20 protein-coding genes and 1 other RNA gene are annotated in these 20,747 nt (G+C 60.9%); 14 read left to right on the plus strand and 7 right to left on the minus strand.

Annotated elements, in window-relative coordinates:
* Positions 1-98 precede the first annotated feature (98 nt).
* The 4 genes from KW846_RS01535 to KW846_RS01550 all read left to right on the plus strand — a co-directional run bounded on the left by KW846_RS01535 (position 99) and on the right by KW846_RS01550 (position 5,599).
* Positions 99-2,096 carry an acyltransferase family protein gene (locus KW846_RS01535; protein ID WP_218481106.1) on the plus strand — a complete coding sequence of 666 codons (1,998 nt, stop codon included), beginning with the start codon at positions 99-101 and terminating at the stop codon, positions 2,094-2,096.
* 69 nt (positions 2,097-2,165) lie between these two features.
* Positions 2,166-3,632 carry a 4-hydroxy-3-polyprenylbenzoate decarboxylase gene (gene ubiD / locus KW846_RS01540; protein WP_060542502.1) on the plus strand — a complete coding sequence of 489 codons (1,467 nt, stop codon included), beginning with the start codon at positions 2,166-2,168 and terminating at the stop codon, positions 3,630-3,632.
* Positions 3,632-4,600, plus strand: a complete 969-nt coding sequence (locus KW846_RS01545; protein ID WP_116579708.1) for a CDP-6-deoxy-delta-3,4-glucoseen reductase — start codon at positions 3,632-3,634, stop codon at positions 4,598-4,600. The genes ubiD and KW846_RS01545 overlap by 1 nt, the downstream gene beginning before the upstream one ends.
* A gap of 330 nt (positions 4,601-4,930) precedes the next feature.
* Complete coding sequence (locus KW846_RS01550) at positions 4,931-5,599, plus strand: gamma-glutamylcyclotransferase (RefSeq protein WP_007978886.1); 669 nt, start codon at positions 4,931-4,933, stop codon at positions 5,597-5,599.
* On the opposite strand, the gene glpT is transcribed toward KW846_RS01550, so the two are convergent.
* On the minus strand, positions 5,575-6,924 hold the full coding sequence (glpT, locus tag KW846_RS01555) for a glycerol-3-phosphate transporter (protein ID WP_007978887.1): 1,350 nt from the start codon (positions 6,922-6,924) through the stop codon (positions 5,575-5,577). The two genes, KW846_RS01550 and glpT, sit on opposite strands and share 25 nt — an antisense overlap.
* 327 nt (positions 6,925-7,251) lie before the next feature.
* On the opposite strand from glpT, the gene KW846_RS01560 reads away from it, so the two are divergent.
* Positions 7,252-7,869, plus strand: a complete 618-nt coding sequence (locus KW846_RS01560) for an energy transducer TonB (RefSeq protein ID WP_218481107.1) — start codon at positions 7,252-7,254, stop codon at positions 7,867-7,869.
* Between the two features lie 41 nt (positions 7,870-7,910).
* Here KW846_RS01560 and KW846_RS01565 read toward each other — a convergent pair whose 3' ends face one another.
* Positions 7,911-8,888: an NADPH:quinone oxidoreductase family protein gene (locus KW846_RS01565; protein WP_007978892.1), complete on the minus strand. Its 978-nt coding sequence runs from the start codon at positions 8,886-8,888 to the stop codon at positions 7,911-7,913.
* Between the two features lie 150 nt (positions 8,889-9,038).
* Between KW846_RS01565 and KW846_RS01570 the strand changes: the two genes are divergently transcribed.
* A complete protein-coding gene (locus tag KW846_RS01570; RefSeq protein ID WP_116579704.1) occupies positions 9,039-9,446 on the plus strand; it encodes a flagellar basal body-associated protein FliL in 408 nt (135 codons plus the stop codon).
* Between the two features lie 125 nt (positions 9,447-9,571).
* Here the strand turns inward: KW846_RS01570 and KW846_RS01575 are convergent, their stop codons facing one another.
* Positions 9,572-10,024 (minus strand): EVE domain-containing protein, encoded by a 453-nt coding sequence (locus tag KW846_RS01575; protein WP_218481108.1) that lies wholly within the window; start codon positions 10,022-10,024, stop codon positions 9,572-9,574.
* Positions 10,025-10,219: 195 nt separating this feature from the next.
* Here KW846_RS01575 and KW846_RS01580 point away from each other — a divergent pair, with 195 nt between their 5' ends.
* Positions 10,220-10,375 (plus strand): hypothetical protein, encoded by a 156-nt coding sequence (locus KW846_RS01580; RefSeq protein WP_007978897.1) that lies wholly within the window; start codon positions 10,220-10,222, stop codon positions 10,373-10,375.
* A gap of 35 nt (positions 10,376-10,410) precedes the next feature.
* On the opposite strand, the gene KW846_RS01585 is transcribed toward KW846_RS01580, so the two are convergent.
* The 4 genes from KW846_RS01585 to KW846_RS01600 all read right to left on the minus strand — a co-directional run bounded on the left by KW846_RS01585 (position 10,411) and on the right by KW846_RS01600 (position 11,849).
* Positions 10,411-11,016 (minus strand): 5-formyltetrahydrofolate cyclo-ligase, encoded by a 606-nt coding sequence (locus KW846_RS01585; protein WP_007978899.1) that lies wholly within the window; start codon positions 11,014-11,016, stop codon positions 10,411-10,413.
* A gap of 100 nt (positions 11,017-11,116) precedes the next feature.
* Positions 11,117-11,295: non-coding RNA, 6S RNA (ssrS, locus tag KW846_RS01590), on the minus strand.
* A gap of 30 nt (positions 11,296-11,325) precedes the next feature.
* Entirely contained in the window at positions 11,326-11,643 is a 318-nt protein-coding gene (locus KW846_RS01595) for a cell division protein ZapA (protein WP_007978902.1), read from the minus strand.
* Entirely contained in the window at positions 11,640-11,849 is a 210-nt protein-coding gene (locus KW846_RS01600) for a TIGR02449 family protein (RefSeq protein ID WP_007982902.1), read from the minus strand. The genes KW846_RS01595 and KW846_RS01600 overlap by 4 nt, the downstream gene beginning before the upstream one ends.
* A gap of 193 nt (positions 11,850-12,042) precedes the next feature.
* Here KW846_RS01600 and KW846_RS01605 point away from each other — a divergent pair, with 193 nt between their 5' ends.
* The 7 genes from KW846_RS01605 to gcvT all read left to right on the plus strand — a co-directional run bounded on the left by KW846_RS01605 (position 12,043) and on the right by gcvT (position 20,703).
* Positions 12,043-12,600, plus strand: coding sequence for a YecA family protein (locus tag KW846_RS01605; RefSeq protein ID WP_095964285.1), 558 nt, complete (start codon positions 12,043-12,045; stop codon positions 12,598-12,600).
* Between the two features lie 27 nt (positions 12,601-12,627).
* Positions 12,628-13,962 (plus strand): Xaa-Pro aminopeptidase, encoded by a 1,335-nt coding sequence (gene pepP / locus KW846_RS01610; RefSeq protein ID WP_218481109.1) that lies wholly within the window; start codon positions 12,628-12,630, stop codon positions 13,960-13,962.
* Positions 13,959-15,146 (plus strand): 2-octaprenyl-6-methoxyphenyl hydroxylase, encoded by a 1,188-nt coding sequence (gene ubiH / locus KW846_RS01615; RefSeq protein ID WP_218481110.1) that lies wholly within the window; start codon positions 13,959-13,961, stop codon positions 15,144-15,146. Before pepP ends, ubiH begins: the two co-directional genes overlap by 4 nt.
* Before the next feature lie 91 nt (positions 15,147-15,237).
* Positions 15,238-16,455 (plus strand): 2-octaprenyl-3-methyl-6-methoxy-1,4-benzoquinol hydroxylase, encoded by a 1,218-nt coding sequence (locus KW846_RS01620; RefSeq protein ID WP_218481313.1) that lies wholly within the window; start codon positions 15,238-15,240, stop codon positions 16,453-16,455.
* Positions 16,456-16,701: 246 nt separating this feature from the next.
* Positions 16,702-17,706, plus strand: coding sequence for an extracellular solute-binding protein (locus KW846_RS01625; protein WP_102699640.1), 1,005 nt, complete (start codon positions 16,702-16,704; stop codon positions 17,704-17,706).
* A 141-nt stretch (positions 17,707-17,847) separates the two neighbouring features.
* The gene (locus KW846_RS01630) at positions 17,848-19,464 is read left to right on the plus strand and encodes an iron ABC transporter permease (RefSeq protein WP_102699639.1); all 1,617 of its coding nucleotides are present in this window, start codon (positions 17,848-17,850) and stop codon (positions 19,462-19,464) included.
* Between the two features lie 156 nt (positions 19,465-19,620).
* On the plus strand, positions 19,621-20,703 hold the full coding sequence (gene gcvT / locus KW846_RS01635; protein WP_218481111.1) for a glycine cleavage system aminomethyltransferase GcvT: 1,083 nt from the start codon (positions 19,621-19,623) through the stop codon (positions 20,701-20,703).
* The last annotated feature ends 44 nt before the right edge of the window (positions 20,704-20,747 follow it).

Here is a 20,747-nt window from a genome sequence, read left to right on the forward strand (position 1 = left end):
GGTCAGTTGGTTAGCAGTTCAACCAGCCGCGTTTGCAGTCGTCTTCGGAATTGATGTTCAAGCGCGCTGAATTCGAAGATCCGACTGGTTTAATGTTTATGAGCACATTGGCTTATCGAAGGGATATCGACGGCTTGCGCGCAGTAGCGGTGATCGCTGTCGTGCTGTTTCATTTTGGCGTTCCGGGGTTTACCGGCGGCTTTGTCGGCGTGGACGTGTTTTTCGTGATTTCCGGTTACCTGATCACCTCGATCATCTGGAGTCAGCGCCAGGCCGGGCAATTCAGCTTCGTCGATTTCTGGGCCCGGCGTGCGCGGCGGATTTTGCCGGCGTTGTTCGCGATGATCATCGCGGTGTTGGCGATCGGCTGGTTTTTGCTGGCACCGAAGGATTACGAGGAACTGGGGCGATCGGTGCGTTACCAGGTGATGTTCGTGTCGAACATCCTGTTCATGCGCCAGGATGGCTATTTCGATGTCGCCTCTGATCTCAAGCCCCTGCTGCACACCTGGTCGCTGGCGGTGGAGGAACAGTTTTACATCGTCTTCCCGCTGTTGCTGACGTTGCTGTCGAGTCGCCTGAAACATTGGCGACTGACGCTGTTCGGTCTGTTACTGCTGTCCTTTGGCTTGAGTGTCTGGGCCGTTCATCACCATCCGGAAAAAGCCTTCTTCCTGCTGCCAATGCGTGCCTGGGAGCTGTTGGCAGGGGCGATGCTTGCGGTAGTGCCCAGGCATGGGTGGCGTCTGAAGTCGATGGTGGCGCAGTTTCTGAGCCTGCTCGGCATGGCCCTGATCCTGCTGGCCGTGTTCGGCTACGATAAAACCACCGCCTTTCCTGGAGCGGCGGCGTTGCTGCCAACCCTCGGCGTGGTCGCTCTGATTTTTGCCAACGGTCATCGCCAGACGTGGGTTGGTCAGTTTTTGAGCAGTCGGCTGATGGTCGCTCTCGGGCTGATCTCTTATTCCTGGTACCTGTGGCATTGGCCGGTGTTTGTGTTTTCCAGCTACGCCAGTATCGGTGAGTCGGGTGCGTTCGACATTGCCGGGTTGATCCTGCTCAGTCTGGTGTTGGGCTACCTCTCGTGGCGGTTCGTCGAGACGCCTTTGCGTGAGCGTCGCTTGCTGGCCGGGCGTCGGCAGATTCTGCTCACCGGGGCCTGCGGCATCCTGGTGCTCGGGCTGGTCGGACAGGCTCTACGCTGGACCGACGGATTGCCGTGGCGCCTGTCCCATCAGGCTCTGCAATACGCCAAGGGTCGCGAATGGCGGCCGGAGCTGATGGCCTGCCTGGCGGACGACAAGACGCCGGATGACAAATTGTTCTGCCATTACGGTGCACAAAACCGTCCAGCCCGGGCGCTGGTTTGGGGTGACAGCCACGCCACGGCGTTGATTCCGGTGTTCGAGGACGGCGCCAAGGCGCATGGCGTCAGCGTGGTCCTGGCGAGTTCTCCGGGATGCGTGCCAGTCGAGGGTCTGGAGCACGACGCGCGTTGTGCCCGATTCAATCACAGGATCGAACAGGCCTTGTTACCCCAGGCCGTTAGCGATGTGGTGTTGGTCGCGCACTGGAGTCTGTACCTCTACGGCGATGGCAAAGGTGATCTGGGTCACGCTTTGAAAAGCGCTGACGGGCATTACGATCGTGCCGGCGCCGAACAACGTCTGGCCGATGGCTTGCGTGCGCGAGTCGGGCAATTGCGTGCCGGCGGGCATCGGGTCTGGCTGGTAAAAGAGGTGCCATTGCAGGCCTTCAGTCCACCGTATCGACTCACCCGTCTGGCAATGCTGGACCGTCCGGTCGACGATGTCGGGTTGGCGCTCGCAGAGCACCACAAGCGCCAGGCATTCATCAGTCAACTATTCGCACAACTGGCGCAGGACCCGGCGGTACAGGTGGTGGATCCGACGGCAAGGCTATGTGATGCGAGCGGGCTGTGCCGCGCCGAACGTGGGGGCTACTCGCTGTACACCGATGACAATCACCTCTCGGAAGTCGGTGCGCGCTGGGTGGCGCCGATCCTCGAACCGCTGTTTGTCAGTCTGCAAGCCAAGGCAAACCCGGGGAAGCGGCAGGTGAATGCATCCAGATGAGCAGCGATAAGCTGCCAGCGGCCGGCAGAGCAGGTAGGATGTACGCCTATTTTTCGGGTGCCATCATCAATGAAATTCAAGGATCTTCGGGATTTCGTGCAGCAGCTTGAGCAGCGCGGAGAGTTGAAACGCATCCAGATCCCCGTCTCTCCAGTGTTGGAGATGACGGAGGTGTGTGATCGCACGCTACGGGCCAAAGGCCCGGCGCTGTTGTTCGAAAAACCGACAGGCTATGACATCCCGGTGCTCGGCAACCTGTTCGGCACCCCCGAGCGGGTCGCCATGGGCATGGGCGCCGAATCGGTCAGCGAGCTGCGCGAGATCGGCAAGCTGCTGGCGTTCCTCAAGGAACCCGAGCCGCCCAAAGGCCTGAAGGATGCCTGGTCCAAGCTGCCGATTTTCCGCAAGATCATTTCGATGGCGCCGAAAGTCGTCAAGGACGCGGTGTGTCAGGAAGTGGTCATCGAAGGCGACGACGTCGACCTGGCCATGTTACCGGTGCAGACCTGTTGGCCGGGCGATGTCGGTCCGCTGATCACCTGGGGCCTGACCGTCACCAAAGGCCCGAACAAGGATCGCCAGAACCTCGGCATCTATCGTCAGCAAGTGATCGGTCGCAATAAGGTCATCATGCGCTGGCTGAGCCACCGTGGCGGCGCGCTGGACTTCCGCGAGTGGTGCGAGAAGCATCCCGGCCAGCCGTTCCCGGTATCGGTCGCATTGGGCGCAGACCCGGCAACCATCCTCGGCGCCGTGACCCCGGTGCCCGACAGCCTTTCCGAATACGCCTTCGCCGGCCTGTTGCGCGGTAACCGCACCGAGTTGGTGAAATGCCGCGGCAATGACCTGCAAGTGCCGGCCACCGCCGAAATCATCCTTGAAGGCGTGATCCATCCGGGCGAGATGGCCGATGAAGGCCCGTACGGCGACCACACCGGTTACTACAACGAAGTCGACAGCTTCCCGGTGTTCACCGTCGAGCGCATCACCCACCGGATCAAGCCGATCTACCACAGCACCTACACCGGCCGTCCGCCGGATGAGCCGGCGATCCTCGGCGTCGCGCTGAACGAAGTGTTCGTGCCGATCCTGCAGAAGCAGTTCCCGGAAATCACCGATTTCTACCTGCCACCCGAAGGTTGCTCGTACCGCATGGCCATCGTGACCATGAAAAAGTCGTACCCGGGCCATGCCAAGCGGGTAATGCTGGGTGTCTGGTCGTTTTTGCGACAGTTCATGTACACCAAGTTCGTTATCGTCACTGACGACGATATCAACGCCCGGGACTGGAACGACGTGATCTGGGCCATCACCACGCGCATGGACCCCAAGCGCGACACGGTGATGATCGACAACACGCCGATCGACTACCTGGACTTCGCTTCGCCGGTGTCCGGCCTGGGGTCGAAAATGGGCCTTGATGCCACGCATAAATGGCCGGGCGAAACCACCCGTGAGTGGGGCCGTGTCATCGTCAAGGACGATGCGGTGACCCAGCGGATCGATGCCATCTGGAATCAGTTAGGAATAGATTGATGCGTGTAACCTTGCAGCCCTCCGGAGCAGTGCTTGAGATATTGCCCGGCGAGCGGATTCTCGATGGCGCACGACGACTGGGCTACGAATGCCCGCAAAGTTGCCGCAACGGCAATTGCCACGTGTGCGCGGCGCTGCTGGTGGAAGGTCGGGTCGAGCAGGCCGGCAATGTGCGTGATCATGGCGAGTTCTACACTTGCATAGCGGAGCCGCTGGAAGACTGCATCGTGCTGTGGGATGGCGTGCTCGCCTTGGGAGAACTGCCAGTGCGCAGCGTGTCGTGTCAGGTCATTGAGTGCAAGGACGTGGGCGGCGATACCTGGCGCGTGCGTCTGCGGGCTCCGGCCGGCAAACCGCCGCGTTATCACGCCGGACAGTACCTGATGATCGAACGCGAGAACGGCGAAAAATCCGCCTTCTCCCTCGCCTCGGCACCGCATGCGGGGCGCGACCTGGAAATCCACGTACTGGCGCGCGAATCCAGTGCGCTGAGCCTGATCGAGCAGCTCCAGCGCAACAGCATGGTGCGGGTCGAGTTGCCGTTTGGCGATACCCACCTCGAGGAGTTGCCGGACGGCCCTCTCGTGCTGATCGCCGCCGGCACCGGCATGGGCCAGATCCACGGCCTGATCGAACATTGCCGGGCCACGGGTTTCAAGCATCCGGTGCATTTGTATTGGGGCGTGCGTCGTCCAGAGGACTTTTATCAAGTCGAGCATTGGAACGAATGGCTGAAATTGCCCAACCTGTTCCTGCACAAGGTCGTCAGCGATCAATGCGGTTGGGAAGGGCGCTGCGGCATGTTGCATGAAGCGGTCTGTGAAGACTTTCCCGATCTCAAGGCCCTGCATGTCTACGCCAGTGGCTCGCCGGCCATGGTCTACGGCACCTTGGATGCGCTGGTCGATGCGGGAATGGACGCCCACCAGATGCGCGCCGACGTATTTGCCTACGCACCTAGATCCTGATGCTACACCCTCCCGTAGGAGCGAGCCTGCTCGCGATGGTCGTTAACGATTACGCGGGAAGTCAGGCTGCCCGCAGAGTTCTTGAGTCCATCGTCGGAACGCCGCCCGGAGCAAGCTCGCTCCTACAGGGTTATAGGTTTATAACCTGCTATATAGCCTATCGGTATTTATAAATTTATATAAATGCCGGTAGGTTATATTCCAGTCAGGCAATTAATTATGAACTGTGCCATGGCATTCAAATTGCCTTAAAACTTATGTGCCTTATTATTACAGCCGTGCGTTCTATTAAGTAATTCTTCACCCGCGGGGAGCTGAACGCTATTCGCCATGAGCGCCATCGAATCTGCTTTTTTGAATCTGGCTTACCCTCCGCGGCTCGATCTGGGGCCGCAGCTCACCCACGAACAATTGCTTAGCTCGATGCAGTCGACCATGGCCCGTCACAAGGGTGGGCCGGTGTGGCTGTTTGCCTACGGCTCGCTGATCTGGCGGCCTGAATGCACGGCGGTTGAGCGGGTTCGCGGCCGGGTGCATGGCTACCATCGCGGGTTGTACCTGTGGTCCCACGAACATCGCGGCACCCCGGAAATGCCCGGCCTGGTGTTTGGCCTGGATCGCGGTGGCTCTTGCAGCGGTTTCGCCTATCGCTTGCCCGAAGAGCAACTCGAAGCGTCGCTGTACGCACTTTGGCAGCGCGAGATGCCATTTCCTTCCTACCGCCCGCACTGGCTCAACTGCCGACTCGAAGATGGCAGCCAGGTTCAGGCCTTGGGGTTTGTGCTGGAGCGACATCTGCCCAGCTATGCCGGCAACCTGCCGGACCATGTGCTGAGCCATGTGTTCGAAAACGCTTGCGGGCGTTACGGCACTACTCGCGATTATGTCGAGCAGACCGCGCACGCCCTGCGTAGCCACGCCATGCCAGACCGGAATCTGGAGGCGCGGCTCAAGCGCTGCAAATCAAAGGCCGATCAAGCGAGTGCTTCGCGGCCCTGACTGGCGACTTGTTTGTGGCGTAGCGTCGGGGCCAGGAAGGCCATCGCCAGCAGGCAGGCGCCCACCAGCAGCACGAAACCGCCGTCCCAACCGAAATGGTCCACGGTGTAGCCCATTGCTGCACTGGCCGCGACCGAACCGCCCAGGTAACCGAACAGGCCGGTAAAGCCCGCCGCCGTACCGGCCGCCTTCTTCGGTGCCAGTTCCAGCGCCTGCAGGCCGATCAGCATGACCGGGCCGTAGATCAGGAAGCCGATGGAAAGCAGCGCGATCATGTCGATCATCGGGTTGCCGGCCGGGTTGAGCCAGTAAACCAGCGTCGCGACCGTCACCAGCGCCATGAACACCATGCCGGTCAGGCCGCGGTTGCCACGGAAGATCTTGTCCGACATCCAGCCGCACAGCAGCGTGCCCGGGATACCTGCCCACTCGTAGAAGAAATACGCCCACGAGGTTTTATCCACGGTGAAGCCCTTGGCTTCCTTGAGGTAGGTCGGTGCCCAGTCCAGCACGCCGTAGCGCAGCAGATAGACAAAGACGTTGGCCATGGCGATGTACCAGAGCATTTTGTTGCGCAGCACGTATTTGACGAAGATTTCCTTGGCGCTGAATTCCTCTTCGTGGCTGGCATCGTAGCCCTCCGGATAGTCGTTCTTGTACTGCTCGATCGGCGGCAGGCCAACCGATTGCGGGGTGTCGCGCATGGTCACAAAGGCAAACACCGCTACCGCCAGTGCCACCGCTGCCGGCACGTAGAACGCCGCATGCCAGTCATTGAACAGGCCCATGCCGATCAGGAACAGCGGGCCGATCAGGCCGCCGCCGACGTTGTGTGCCACGTTCCACACGGACACCACGCCGCCGCGTTCCTTCTGCGACCACCAGTGCACCATGGTCCTGCCACTCGGCGGCCAACCCATGCCCTGCGCCCAGCCGTTGATGAACAGCAGAATGAACATCATGGTCACGCTGGATGTTGCCCAGGGCGCGAAACCGAAAATGAACATGACCCCAGCCGACACCAACAGGCCGAACGGCAGGAAGAAACGCGGGTTGGACCGGTCGGACACCAGGCCCATGAGGAACTTCGACAGGCCGTAGGCAATCGCGATGGCGGACATCGCCAGACCCAGCTGACCGCGGGAGTAACCCTCGTCGATCAGGTAGGGCATGGCCAGGGAGAAGTTCTTGCGCAGCAGGTAGTAACCGGCATAGCCAATGAAGATGCCGGCGAAGATCTGCCAGCGCAGGCGTCGGTAGGTGCTGTCTATTTTTTCTTCAGGCAAAGGAGCCTGATGTGCGGCAGGACGAAAGAAAGCAAACATTCAAGAGCTCCAAATTTCTTGTTTTGACTGCGGATGCGAATGTTACAGTTTCGTTACCGAAAATAGCACTGGTTCTCATCGGCAAAAAAGCGGAAATGTTGGATATCGCGTGTTCCTTTATGAACATGTCGCTCAGGTGTAAGTGAAGGGCGTTGTAGGAAGCGTTACCCACCCATGCTTTACGCGACTGATCCGTCCCGGGTAGGGCAATTCTTTGGGAAATGTCCTGCTCTGTTACCGGAAGCCGTGACCTTCAGTGCCGCACCCTTGAGCTTTAACCTTGGCCGTATAGCCAGTTATGGCGTTTCAGGTGCGGGGGAGAGGAGGATGCGGTGGTTTGTGTTAGTGGTGTTGTTGTTTGTTGTGTCTGTTGAAAGCCGCGCAGGAGAGGTGTTCCTGATACCGGAAAACAACCCCAAGCCGATTTACCCACCGGCGCTGCACCGGGCTGGAATCACCGGTAATGTCCGGGTCAGGTTCGTGGCACATGCCAATGGCTCGGTCAGCAAGGTGAGCATTTTGCAAAGCGATCACCCTGATTTCGCCGAGGCGACCCGGGTCGCCATAGCGCAGTGGCGCTTCAAGCCATGGACCGTTGAGGGTGACAAACCTGAAGAGCAGGAAGTCGTTGCGCCGATGATATTCGGGTTCGATGTGTATCTACCGTTGCATCTCAACCAGCGGCTCAAGGCATTGAGATGTCGCGATCTCAATGCGGCGCTGGCGCGTGCCCCGGAGTACGAGTGGATCGATTCCGCCGCGTTCCATTACATCCGGGCTTATCTGTCGAACGCGTTTTCCACGGCAACACTGCCGACCGAACGGCGTCTGGCATTGATCGCCGATATGAACAGAAAGGTGCCGATCATTATCAGGCAATGCTCGAACAACCCGGGATCCAGGTATGTAAGGTTTCTGCCGGAAGACATCCGCCAGTTACTGTAGGGAAAGAGCCTGGACTCAGAGGTCCGGGCCCTTTGCCGGATTCAGCGAACCTGCACCACCACCTTCCCGACGGCTTTACGCTGGCCAAGATCATTGATCGCCTGCGCCGCATTGCCCAGTGGATACACCTGCGACACCAGCGGTTTCAGCTTGCCTTCGGCAAACCAGCCAAACAGCTGCTGGAAGTTCGCCGCGTTGTCCTGCGGCTGGCGTTGGGCGAAGGAGCCCCAGAATACGCCGAGCACCGCCGCGCCTTTGAGTAGCGCCAGGTTGACCGGCAGTTCGGGGATGCGCCCGCTGGCGAAGCCGACCACCAGCAGGCGGCCGTTCCAGGCGATGGCGCGGATGGCCTGGTCGAACAGGTCGCCGCCCACCGGGTCGTAGATTACGTCGGCGCCCTGGCCGTCGGTCAGGCGCTTGATTTCGTCCTTGAGGCTGGTTTCGCTGTAGTTAATCAGTTCATCGGCGCCGGCGGCCTTGGCCACGGCGAGTTTTTCCGCGCTGCTGGCTGCGGCAATCACCCGGGCGCCCATGGCTTTGCCGATTTCCACCGCCGCCAGGCCGACACCGCCGGAAGCCCCCAGCACCAGCAGGGTTTCGCCCGGTTGCAGGTTGCCGCGCTGCTTGAGGGCGTGCATCGAAGTGCCGTAGGTCATGCTGAAGGCGGCGGCGGTGTTGAAGTCCATGGAGGGCGGAATCGGCAACACGTTGTAGCCCGGCACGGCGACCTGTTCGGCAAAGCTGCCCCAGCCGGTCAGGGCCATGACCCGGTCACCGACTTTCAGGTGGCTGACCTTCTCGCCGACTTCGCGGACCACGCCGGCCGCTTCGCCACCCGGAGAAAACGGGAAGGGCGGCTTGAACTGGTACTTGCCCTCGATGATCAGCGTGTCGGGGAAATTGACCCCGGCGGCGTGCACGTCCAGCAGGATTTCATTCTTCTTTGCGACAGGACTGGCGACGTCTTCCAGCACCAGCGATTCGGCAGGGCCGAAGGCTTTGCACAGCACGGCTTTCATCAGGGCTATTCCTTTGGGAGTGATGGCCGATAAGTGTAGGTGTGTGGGTCGAAGGGTCAACGAGCATGCCCGGCCCTGATAGTCAGCCATAAGCTTGTGCTTGCATGGCGGGTCGTTATGCTAGGCCGCAAACCGGATAAGGAGTGAATTGTGAAAGCGTGGATCATGTTGTTGCTGGCCCTGTCCCTGCCTGTGGCAGCGATGGCCGAAGAAGCCAAAGAAGATACAGCTCCGAAGGTCAGTTACATCACCCTGAGTCCACCGTTCGTGGGTAACTACGGCCTGGACGGCACGCCGAAACTGAAAGTCTACAAGGCCGATGTGGCGTTGCGGGTGACCGGTGACGAGGCTGCCAAGGCGGTGAAGGCCAATGAACCCCTGATCCGCAATCAATTGGTCGCGCTGTTCGCCCAGCAGACCACCGAGACCATGAACAATGTCGAAGCCAAGGAAAAGCTGCGTCAGGAAGCCCTGAAACAGACCCAGCAAGTGATGAACGACGAAACCGGCAAGCCGGTGGTTGAGGATTTGTTGTTCAACAACCTGATCATCCAGTAAGTCTTTCGCTGCTCTTGCGGGCCTCATCGCGAGCAGGCTCGCTCCCACAGGAGATCTTCAGTGTATGCAGATCCACTGTGGGAGCGAGCCTGCTCGCGATGGCATTCTGATCGACACCGCAAATCTTAAGGCTTGAGTGCAATCACCGCCGCCCACTGCTCCGGCGTCACTGGCATCACCGACAGCCGCGAACCTTTCTGTACTAGCGGCAATTCGGCCAGCGCCGTCTGCTGCTTCAGGTAATCCAGCTTCAGCACCCGGGCAAACGTCTCGACATGGGCGACATCGATCGCGCTCCAGGCTTTTTTCTCCGCCGTTGCCTTTGGGTCGTAGTAATGACTTTCAGGTTCCAGCGCCGTCGGGTCCGGATACGCGGCTTCGACAATTTTGCCGATGCCGGCGATGCCCGGCTCCGGGCAGCTGGAATGATAGAAAAAGAACTCATCCCCCACGGCCATGGCCCGCAGGAAGTTGCGTGCCTGGTAATTGCGAACCCCGTCCCAGCGTGCTTTGCCGAGCTTTTCCAGCCCTTTGATCGAGAGTTCGTCGGGCTCGGATTTCATCAGCCAATAGGCCATGTCTTTTGCTCCTTGCGGGGTGATTGAGCCGCTTTTCGGCAATTTTATGACAAACCGACAGTCGGTTGACGTCAGCATTTGCGCAGCGGTTCACGTTGTCGCAAAATGCCGGCCTTTAAAGCTTGACGCTGCTGCACGGCCTACAAACGGAAACCGCTGCTGTCATCGTGTAGATCTGCCTTTGGGGGGCAATCGATGAAACGCAAACCGGATTTACTATGGATTTTGGTCATTTTGTTTGGCCTTGGCGTCGTGACCACCGGCTATGCCCAAAGCCTGTGGGCCAGCAAGACCGATGCGCCGGTCGAGCTCGCCCAATTGCAGCAACAGTCGACAGCCTTCAAGCGCTGACCCTGGTGTCCCGGCGTCGCTGATCGAAGTGGCGCCTAGCCTGCGTAATACCAGGCCTTGTCTGTCACCGTTCCCTGCAGCGGCACATCCCAGCTCGCCTGAGCCAATCGCTCCACCTTTTGACACTCATGGGCCAGCCCCAGCAGCGTCGGCTTGCGCCAGTCATTGCGGCGCGCCAGGTAAGCCAGGCTCCGATCATAGAAACCGCCGCCCATCCCCAGGCGTCCGCCAACATCGTCAAACCCCACCAATGGCAACAGCACCAGGTCCAGTGCCCAGATCCTGCGCTGTCGGGCGAGGTTGGCCCGTGGTTCGAGAATGCGGAAGCGGTTGGGTTTGAGTTTCTCCCCTGGCCGGATGCGCTGGAACACCATTTTGGTTCGCGGCCAGGCACTCAGCACCGGCAGATAGGTGGCCTTGCCCCGGCGCTGTGCGGCACGCAGCAACAGGCGCGGATCAATTTCACCGTCGGTCGGCAGATAGAGGGAGATATGTCGGGCGCGGCGGAACAGCGGTTGCTGGGCCAATTGCTTGTACAGCCCGCGAGCGGCCTGGCGCTGCTGACTGGGTGTCAGTGCGCGACGGGCCTTGCGCAGCATGCGTCGAAGTTGCGGGCGGGGAAGCAGCGCAGGTTCGGTCATGGATTCGGACTTCGCTGGTCAGGTACATGAAGCGTAACTGTAAATAGCGGATCTATAAAAACGCCAATGCCGGTATTTAAACCGGCATTGGACTGGAATCAGGCTCCCCGAATGTGTCGCTGTCGACTTAGCCCTTGAACCCGAAAGTTCAAGGTGGAAGATGCAGTAGGCTTTAAGGCTTTCCGTCTAGCGGACATGCACACCAGCCCAACGTGCAACCTCCAGGGTATAGCAAATCGGCTCAGGGACATCGCCAACTGGCAAACACCCCAGGGAGTGATGGCAGTATACCGCAAGCGGCGACGCGAATCAGCCTTTGGTGACGTCCGGATCGGTCGCGAGAACCAGATCGACGCGATCGAGCAGGTCGCGAACCTGCTCGCGGGTCGAGCCGCTGACCTGAACATCCGGGCGATCTTCCTTGTGCAGCAGGTCGTGGGTGATGTTCAGCGCAGCCATCACGGCAATACGGTCGGCGCCGATGACTTTGCCGCTGCTGCGGATCTCGCGCATCTTGCCGTCCAGATAACGGGCGGCGCTGACCAGGTTGCTGCGCTCTTCCTGAGGGCAGATGATCGAATACTCTTTGTCGAGAATCTGCACGGTGACGCTATTGCTTGAACTCATGAGTCTTGCTCCAGGGCCTTGAGGCGCGAAATCATCGACTCGACCTTACGCCGGGCGATTTCGTTTTTTTCAATGAGATGCGCGCGTTCCTCGCGCCAGGTCTTTTCCTGAGCTAGTAAGAGTCCGTTTTGACTCTTAAGTTGCTCGACTCGGGTAATCAGCAGTTCGAGTCTGGCCATCAGCGCTTGCAGGTCGGTGTCTTCCATTGTCTTCACTGTCTGATGGGTGGTGGCTGTAGGAGCGAGCTTGCTCGCGATGGTCGCCAACGATAACGCTGGGTCCCTGACAATCCGCGGCGTTCTCGGGTTCATCGCGAGCAAGCTCGCTCCTACAGGGGTAGTCGATGTAGGATACAAGGCCTTCATTCTAGACATAGCGCCGTCTGGCGCCTAGCTGCCCATGACCATTCAGAATTCCCCGTACCAAGGCTTCGCCACCCTGCTGACTTCCAGCGGCCACAACGTCTCGCCTGCCGAACTGCACGGCCTGCTGCTCGGCCGCAGCTGCGCCGGTGCCGGTTTCGACGCCGAAGGCTGGCTGATCGACGCCGCCGAACTGCTTGAAAGCGAGCCGCAGGACAACGTTCGCAACGCCCTGATCGGCCTGCAAGAGATGGTAAAGGGCGAGCTCACCGGCGATGACGTGACCGTCGTTCTGCTGCTGCCGACCGACGACGCTCCGCTCACCGAGCGTGCCGCCGCCCTGGGCCAATGGTGCCAGGGTTTCCTCAGCGGCTTCGGCCTGAACTGCCGTGACAGCAGCGCCCTGAGCACCGAGGCCACCGAAGTGCTGCAGGATCTGGCGGCCATTTCCCAGGTGCAAGACGCGCTGGAAGAATCCGACGACGGCGAAAACGACTATATGGAAGTCATGGAGTACCTGCGCGTCGCGCCGCTGCTGCTGTTCTCCGAGACCAAGAAAGACGTGCCGGCCGCCGCCAAACCGTCGCTGCACTAATCGTTTGCCAGGGAACGCCATCTGCCCATGATCCACATCCCGAAATCGGAATACAGCCGTCGCCGCAAGGCCCTGATGGCGCAGATGGAACCCAACAGCATCGCCATCCTGCCCGCCGCCGCGGTGGCCATTCGTAACCGCGACGTCGAGCACGTCTACCGCCAGGACAGCGACTTCCAGTACCTCAGCGGTTTTCCCGAGCCCCAGGCCGTACTGGTGCTGATGCCGGGGCGCGTGCATGGCGAATACATCCTGTTCTGCCGCGAGCGCAACTCCGAGCGCGAATTGTGGGATGGCCTGCGTGCCGGGCAGGAAGGCGCGATTCGCGACTTCGGCGCCGACGACGCCTTTCCCATCACCGATATCGACGACATCCTGCCGGGCCTGATCGAAGGCCGTGACCGGGTGTACTCGGCCATGGGCAGCAACCCCGAATTCGACCGCCACCTGATGGAATGGATCAATGTGATCCGCTCCAAGGCCAACCTCGGTGCCCAGCCGCCGAACGAATTCGTTGCCCTGGATCATCTGCTGCACGACATGCGCCTGTATAAATCGGCGGCAGAAGTGAAAGTGATGCGCGAGGCGGCGCGGATTTCCGCCCAGGCGCATGTACGGGCAATGCAGGCCTGTCGCGCCGGGTTGCACGAATTCAGCCTGGAAGCCGAGCTTGATTACGAATTCCGCAAGGGCGGGGCGAAGATGCCGGCCTACGGGTCAATCGTCGCGGCGGGGCGCAACAGCTGCATCCTGCATTACCAGCAGAATGATGCGCTGCTCAAGGATGGTGACCTGGTGCTGATCGACGCCGGGTGCGAAATCGACTGCTACGCCAGCGACATCACCCGGACCTTTCCGGTCAGCGGTAAATATTCAGCGGAACAGAAAGCGATTTACGAATTGGTGCTGGCCTCCCAGGAAGCCGCCTTTGCCGAAATCGCCCCGAACAAACACTGGAACCAGGCGCACGAGGCCACGGTCCGGGTCATCACGGCCGGGCTGGTCAAGCTGGGGTTGCTCCAGGGTGAGGTTGACGAACTGATCGCCAGCGAAGCCTACAAGGCGTTCTACATGCACCGCGCCGGCCATTGGCTGGGCATGGATGTGCACGATGTCGGCGAATACAAGGTCGGCGGCGAGTGGCGCGTACTGGAGGTCGGCATGGCGTTGACCGTGGAGCCGGGGATCTACATTGCTCCGGACAACCAGAGCGTGGCGAAGAAATGGCGTGGCATTGGCGTGCGCATCGAGGACGACGTAGTGGTCACCAGAACCGGCTGTGAAATATTGACGGGCGGCGTGCCGAAAACCGTCAGCGAAATCGAGACCCTGATGGCGCAAGCACGGACACAAGCGGCATGAGTCGAGTCAACCTGGCAATCATCGGTGGCGGGCTGGTCGGTGCGAGTCTGGCGCTGGCCTTGCAGGCCGGCGCCAAGGCCCGAGGCTGGAAGATCGTGCTGATCGAGCCGTTCGCTCCGGGGGATACGTATCAACCGAGTTACGATGCCCGTTCTTCGGCGCTGTCCTTTGGTTCGCGGCAGATTTACCAACGCCTGGGCGTCTGGCAGGAAGTCTCGCGCCGCGCCGAACCGATCAAGCAGATTCATGTTTCCGACCGTGGTCGATTCTCGACGGCGCGGTTGTCGGCGATGGAAGAGGGTGTTCCGGCGCTGGGTTATGTCGTTGAAAACGCCTGGCTCGGCCAATGCCTGTGGCAAGGCCTGGACAAGGACGTGATCAGCTGGCGCTGCCCGGCAGAAGTCACCCGCATGGAGCCGCTGACCGATGGCTATCGCCTGACCCTCAATGATGAAACCACCCTGGAATGCGACCTCGCGGTGCTCGCCGATGGCGGCCGCTCTGGCCTGCGCGAGCAACTGGGGATCGGCATCCGCAAGCGTCCGTACAACCAGAGCGCGCTGATCGCCAACATCACCCCGAGCGAGGCCCATAACGGCATGGCCTTCGAGCGTTTCACCGACGAAGGCCCGATGGCGTTGCTACCGCTGCCGGAAAACCGCTGTGCACTGGTCTGGACCCGCCTGGGCATGGACGCGCAACGCCTGGCAGCCCTTGATGAGCGCAGTTTCCTCAGTGAATTGCAGGGCGTCTTCGGTTATCGCCTCGGTACGTTGAAACAGGTCGGTGCACGACATTTGTATCCGCTGACACTGGTCGAGGCCGAGGAACAGGTGCGCCCGCATCTGGCGATTCTCGGCAACGCGGCGCACAGCCTGCATCCGATTGCCGGCCAGGGGTTCAACCTGTCCCTGCGCGATGCCCAGGCCCTGGCCGATGCCTTGCTCGCCAGCGATAAACCCCTGGGCGACTTCGCCACCTTGCAGGCCTATCGCGAACATCAGCGTCTCGACCAGGACCTCACCGTGGGCTTCTCCGATCAGGTCACGCGTCTGTTCGGCAGTACCCAGCCGCTGGTGTCCCTGGGTCGCAACATCGGCTTGCTCGGTCTCGATTTGCTGCCACCGGCCAAACGCTGGTTTGCCCGACAGGCGATGGGGCTGGGGACGCGACCGGATGCGTAGCAGGCTGATGCGCCGGTTTGACAAGGCACGATTGATAAAAAACCTTTACGTGCGGCTCAAGCCGCAAGAGAGACAGGCTTAAAGCATGGAAATGCGCGCAGATCTGCTGATTGTCGGGGCCGGAATGGTCGGCAGCGCCCTGGCGCTGGCGTTGCAGAACAGCGGGCTGGAAGTCCTGCTGCTGGACGGCAGCCCCATGAGTGTCAAACCCTTCAACGCTCAGGCCGCGTTTGAGCCGCGCGTGAGCGCCTTGTCGGCTGCCAGCCAGCGGATCCTCGAACGCCTTGGCGTCTGGGACGGCATCGCCGGGCGGCGCAGCAGCCCCTACACCGACATGCAGGTCTGGGATGGCAGCGGCACCGGGCAAATCCACTTCTCGGCGACCAGCGTGCATGCCGAGGTGCTGGGGCACATCGTCGAAAACCGAGTGGTCCAGGATGCCTTGCTCGAGCGCCTGCACGACGGTGACCTGGGGTTGCTGGCCAATGCACGGCTGGAACAGATGCGCCGCTCCGGCGATGACTGGCTGCTGACCCTGGCCGATGGCCGCACCCTGCGCGCGCCGTTGGTGATCGCAGCGGATGGCGCCAACTCGGCCGTGCGGCGCCTGGCCGGGGTCGCGACCCGCGAATGGGATTATCTGCACCATGCCATCGTCACCAGCGTGCGTTGCGCCAAGCCGCACCAGATGACGGCCTGGCAGCGCTTCACCGACAACGGTCCGTTGGCGTTTCTGCCGCTGGAGCGCGACGGCGAACAGGATTGGTGCTCGATCGTCTGGTCGACCACACCCGGCGAAGCCGAATGCTTGATGGCGATGGATGACCAGGGTTTTTGCAAGGCTCTGGAGCGAGCCTTCGAGGGGCGACTTGGTGAAGTGCTCAGCGCCGACCCGCGCCTGTGTGTGCCCCTGCGCCAGCGGCATGCCAAGCGTTATGTGGCGGAAGGCCTGGCGTTGATCGGCGACGCGGCCCACACCATTCACCCGTTGGCCGGGCAGGGTGTGAATCTCGGATTCCTCGATGCCGCCGTGCTGGCCGAAGTGTTGCTGCAAGCGGCAACACGAGGCGAACGCCTGGCGGATGTGAAAGTCCTCAGCCGCTACGAGCGTCGGCGCATGCCGCACAACCTGGCACTGATGGCGGCGATGGAAGGCTTCGAGCGCTTGTTCCAGGCGGATCCGTTGCCGGTGCGCTGGTTGCGTAATACCGGGTTGAAAATGGTTGAGAAGATGCCGGAAGCCAAAGCCTTGTTCGTGCGTGAAGCGCTGGGGTTGACCGGGGATCTGCCGGCGCTGGCCAGGCCCTGAGTTCTGCATGGAGGCTACTGGCCTCTTCGCGGGCAAGCCCGCTCCCACAGGTATCGCTTTGGGCACAGGATTTGTGAACGACACCGGCCACTGTGGGAGCGGGCTTGCCCGCGAAGGCGTCAGCACAAGCACCAAAAATTTCAGGCGGCGCAACATCTGGTAACTCCTCCGCGAACGGGTTCGATTGAGAAGCTAAATGTGAGTCCTTATCATTTGGCCTCATTTTTCAATCGAGAGACCGCTCCCATGTTGGCACCGAAGCGTCTACTGACTGCACTGGCCCTGACCCTGATTGGCAGTACCGCCGCCCAGGCCGCTGACGAGGTGGTGGTCTACTCCTCGCGTATCGACGAGCTGATCAAGCCAGTATTCGATGCCTACACCGCCAAGACCGGCGTGAAGGTGAAGTTCATCACCGACAAGGAAGCGCCGCTGATGCAGCGGCTCAAGGCCGAGGGCGCGAATACGCCGGCCGACCTGCTGCTGACCGTCGATGCCGGCAACCTCTGGCAAGCCGAGCAGATGGGCATCCTCCAGCCATTCACCTCGAAAACCATCGACGCCAACATTCCGCTGCAGTACCGGGCCGCCTCTCATGCCTGGACCGGCTTGAGCCTGCGGGCGCGGACCATTGCCTATTCCACTGACCGCGTGAAGCCGGGCGAACTGACCACCTACGAAGCACTGGCCGACAAGCAATGGGAAGGCCGCCTGTGCCTGCGTACGGCGAAGAAGGTCTACAACCAGTCCCTGACCGCGACCATGATCGAAGTGCACGGCGCCGAGAAGACCGAGGAAATCCTCAAGGGCTGGGTCAAGAACCTGTCCACTGACGTGTTCTCCGACGACACCGCCGTGCTCGAAGCGATCAATGCCGGCCAGTGCGATGTCGGCATCGTCAACACCTACTATTACGGCCGCCTGCACAAGCAGAAGCCGGAACTGCCGGTGAAGCTGTTCTGGCCGAACCAGGCCGACCGTGGCGTACACATCAACCTGTCGGGTATCGGCCTGACACAACACGCGCCACACCCGGAAGCGGCCAAGGCCCTGGTGGAGTGGATGACCACGCCTGAAGCGCAGAAGATCTTTGCCGACGTGAACCAGGAGTTCCCGGCCAACCCGGCCGTGCAGCCATCGGCTGAAGTCGCCGCATGGGGCAAGTTCATCGCTGATACCTTGCCTGTGGAAATTGCCGGCAAGCGCCAGGCTGAGGCGATTCGCCTGATGGACAAGGCTGGCTGGAACTGAGCCTGCTGGTTTAAAGAGCAAAAGATCGCAGCCTTCGGCAGCGCCTACAGGGTGATTACCAACCCAATGTAGGAGCTGCCGAAGGCTGCGATCTTTTTGCGTTTCACGTACATTTCGCTGATTTATCCAGAGAGCTTTTCCTTGGCCCACCCCGCCCAACGCCGCTGGTATCCCGTCGTCTTCGCCATCGCTGCGCTGGTCCTGTTGCCCCTGAGCGTCCTGCTGCTTTCCTGGCAAACCATCGATCAACAGATCTGGTCCCATTTATGGGACACACAGATGCCGCGCTTGCTGGGCAATACCCTGACCCTGGTGCTAGGTGTCGGTGTCGGCGTGACAGTCCTGGGTGTCAGCCTTGCCTGGCTGACCAGCCTTTGCGAATTCCCCGGCCGACGCTGGCTGGACTGGGCGCTGATGCTGCCCTTCGCGATTCCGGCCTATGTGCTGGCCTTCGTCTTCGTCGGCCTGCTGGATTTTGCCGGGCCCGTGCAAACCCTGCTGCGCGAATGGTTCGGCAGCGGTCTGCGGCTGCCGCGCGTGCGCTCCACGGGCGGGGTGATTGTGGTGCTGGTGCTGGTTTTCTATCCCTATGTGTATCTGCTGGCCCGCACGGCCTTCCTCGCCCAGGGCAAAGGCCTGATGGAAGCGGCGCGGGTCCTGGGTCAATCGCCCTGGCAAGCGTTCTGGCGCGTGGCATTGCCCATGGCGCGGCCGGCCATCGGTGCGGGCGTGGCATTGGCGCTGATGGAAACCCTGGCGGATTTCGGCGCCGTGTCGGTGTTCAACTTCGATACCTTCACCACGGCCATCTACAAGACCTGGTACGGCTTTTTCAGCCTGTCTTCCGCCGCGCAACTGGCCAGCTTGTTGCTGTTGGTGGTGATGCTCGTGCTCTACGGCGAGCGGCGTGCTCGCGGGGCCAACCGGGCGGGCAACGAGCGGCCACGGGTCAAGGCGCTGTATCACCTGCGAGGCTTCAAGGCACTGGCGGCCTCGACCTGGTGCGGCCTGGTGTTTGCCTGCGCTTTTGTTATCCCGATGCTGCAATTGGCGGTGTGGTTCTGGCAGCGCGGGCGCTTCGATCTCGACGAACGCTACACCGGGTTGATCGTCCATACCTTGTACCTGGGGGCGATGGCGGCGTTGATCACCGTCAGCGTCGCCTTGTTGCTGGCGTTTGCCCGACGCCTGGCGCCCACCCGGGTCATTCGTTCCGGGGTCAGTCTGGCCAACCTGGGTTACGCCTTGCCGGGCTCGGTGCTGGCGGTATCGATCATGCTGGCGTTCAGTTACCTGGATCGCGAGCTGGTGATTCCGCTCTCGAGCTGGCTCGGTGGCGCGGGCAAGCCGCTGCTGCTGGGCAGTCTGTCAGCGTTGTTGCTGGCCTATCTGGTGCGCTTCATTGCGGTGGCCTACGGACCACTGGAAAGCAGCCTGGCGCGTATACGGCCATCTTTGCCCGAAGCGGCACGTAGCCTTGGCGTCAGTGGGCCACGACTGTTTTTCAAAGTGTATCTACCGTTGTTGTTGCCCGGCACCTTGAGCGCGGCATTGCTGGTGTTCGTCGACGTGCTCAAGGAAATGCCCGCGACCCTGCTGATGCGCCCGTTTGGCTGGGACACGCTGGCGGTGCGGATCTTTGAAATGACCAGCGAAGGAGAGTGGGCGAGGGCATCTTTGCCAGCGTTGACGCTGGTGCTGGTCGGGCTGCTGCCGGTCATCGGATTGATCCGACGCTCAGCGCATCGAAACAGCTAGGTGTCAGTCCTACACCTTGCGGCTACAATGCGCGGCATTCGGTGCGGTCCGTCTGACAGACCAGGTAGCTGAAATCGGCTAAAGGCCCTTTGTTTCAAGGCATTCAGTCCGTGCAGCACTTGCCCGCACCTTCGCCACGCCCGGAAGGAGAAACCCATGGGACAGCGTACGCCTCTGTATGACCTTCATCTCGCGCTCGGCGCAAAGATGGTCGATTTTGGCGGTTGGGACATGCCTCTGCATTATGGATCGCAGGTCGAGGAACACCATCAGGTGCGCCGCGATTGCGGTGTCTTCGATGTATCCCACATGACCGTTATCGACGTCGACGGCTCCCAGGCCAAAGCCTGGCTTCAGCATTTGCTGGCCAATGATGTCGAACGCCTGCACAGCCCCGGCCGTGCGTTGTACAGCACCATGCTCAACGAGCAGGGCGGTATCGTCGACGACATGATCGTCTACCGTCTCGACGAGGGCTATCGCCTGGTGGTCAACGCCTCCACCCGCGATCAGGACATGGCCTGGATGCAAGCGCATCTCGACGGTTTCGACGTGCAGCTTCGCGAGCGTTCCGAGTTGGCGATGCTGGCCATCCAGGGCCCTCACGCCCGACAAAAAATTGCCGAGCTGGTCAACCAGTCCCGCGGCAACCTGATCCAGCTCCTCAAGCCCTTCGAAGGCCTGCCCGATGGTGACTGGTTTATCGCGCGCACCGGTTATACCGGCGAAGACGGCCTGGAAATCATTCTGCCGGCGAATCAGGCGCCCGGGTTCTTCAACGATCTGGTCGGTGCCGGGATTTCTCCCATCGGTCTTGGCGCGCGGGATACCTTGCGGGTCGAAGCCGGCATGAACCTTTACGGCCAGGATATCCAGCAGGATGTTTCACCCCTGGCCTCCAATATGGCCTGGACCATCGCCTGGGAGCCTGCCACCCGGCAGTTCATCGGGCGCAAGGCCCTGGAAGCCGAGCAAGCCGCTGGTGTACAGCACAAACTGGTCGGTCTGGTCCTTGAGGAACGCGGTGTTTTACGCGCTCATCAGGTGGTCCGCATCGCCGATGTTGGCGAAGGGGAGATCACCAGTGGTAGTTTCTCTCCTACGCTTAGCAAGTCGATAGCACTGGCGCGTGTGCCGATGGCAACTGCCGACCGCGCTGAAGTGGAAATTCGTGGCAAGTGGTACCCGGTCCGGGTGGTCAAACCGACCTTCGTACGCCACGGCAAAACCTTGATCTAATCTTTTCCAGCGGTTAACGACCGCTGACAATTTCCTGAGGACAC

The organism is Pseudomonas sp. PDM32, from assembly GCF_019219225.1.
Classification (GTDB): Bacteria; Pseudomonadota; Gammaproteobacteria; order Pseudomonadales; family Pseudomonadaceae; genus Aquipseudomonas; species Aquipseudomonas laurylsulfatiphila.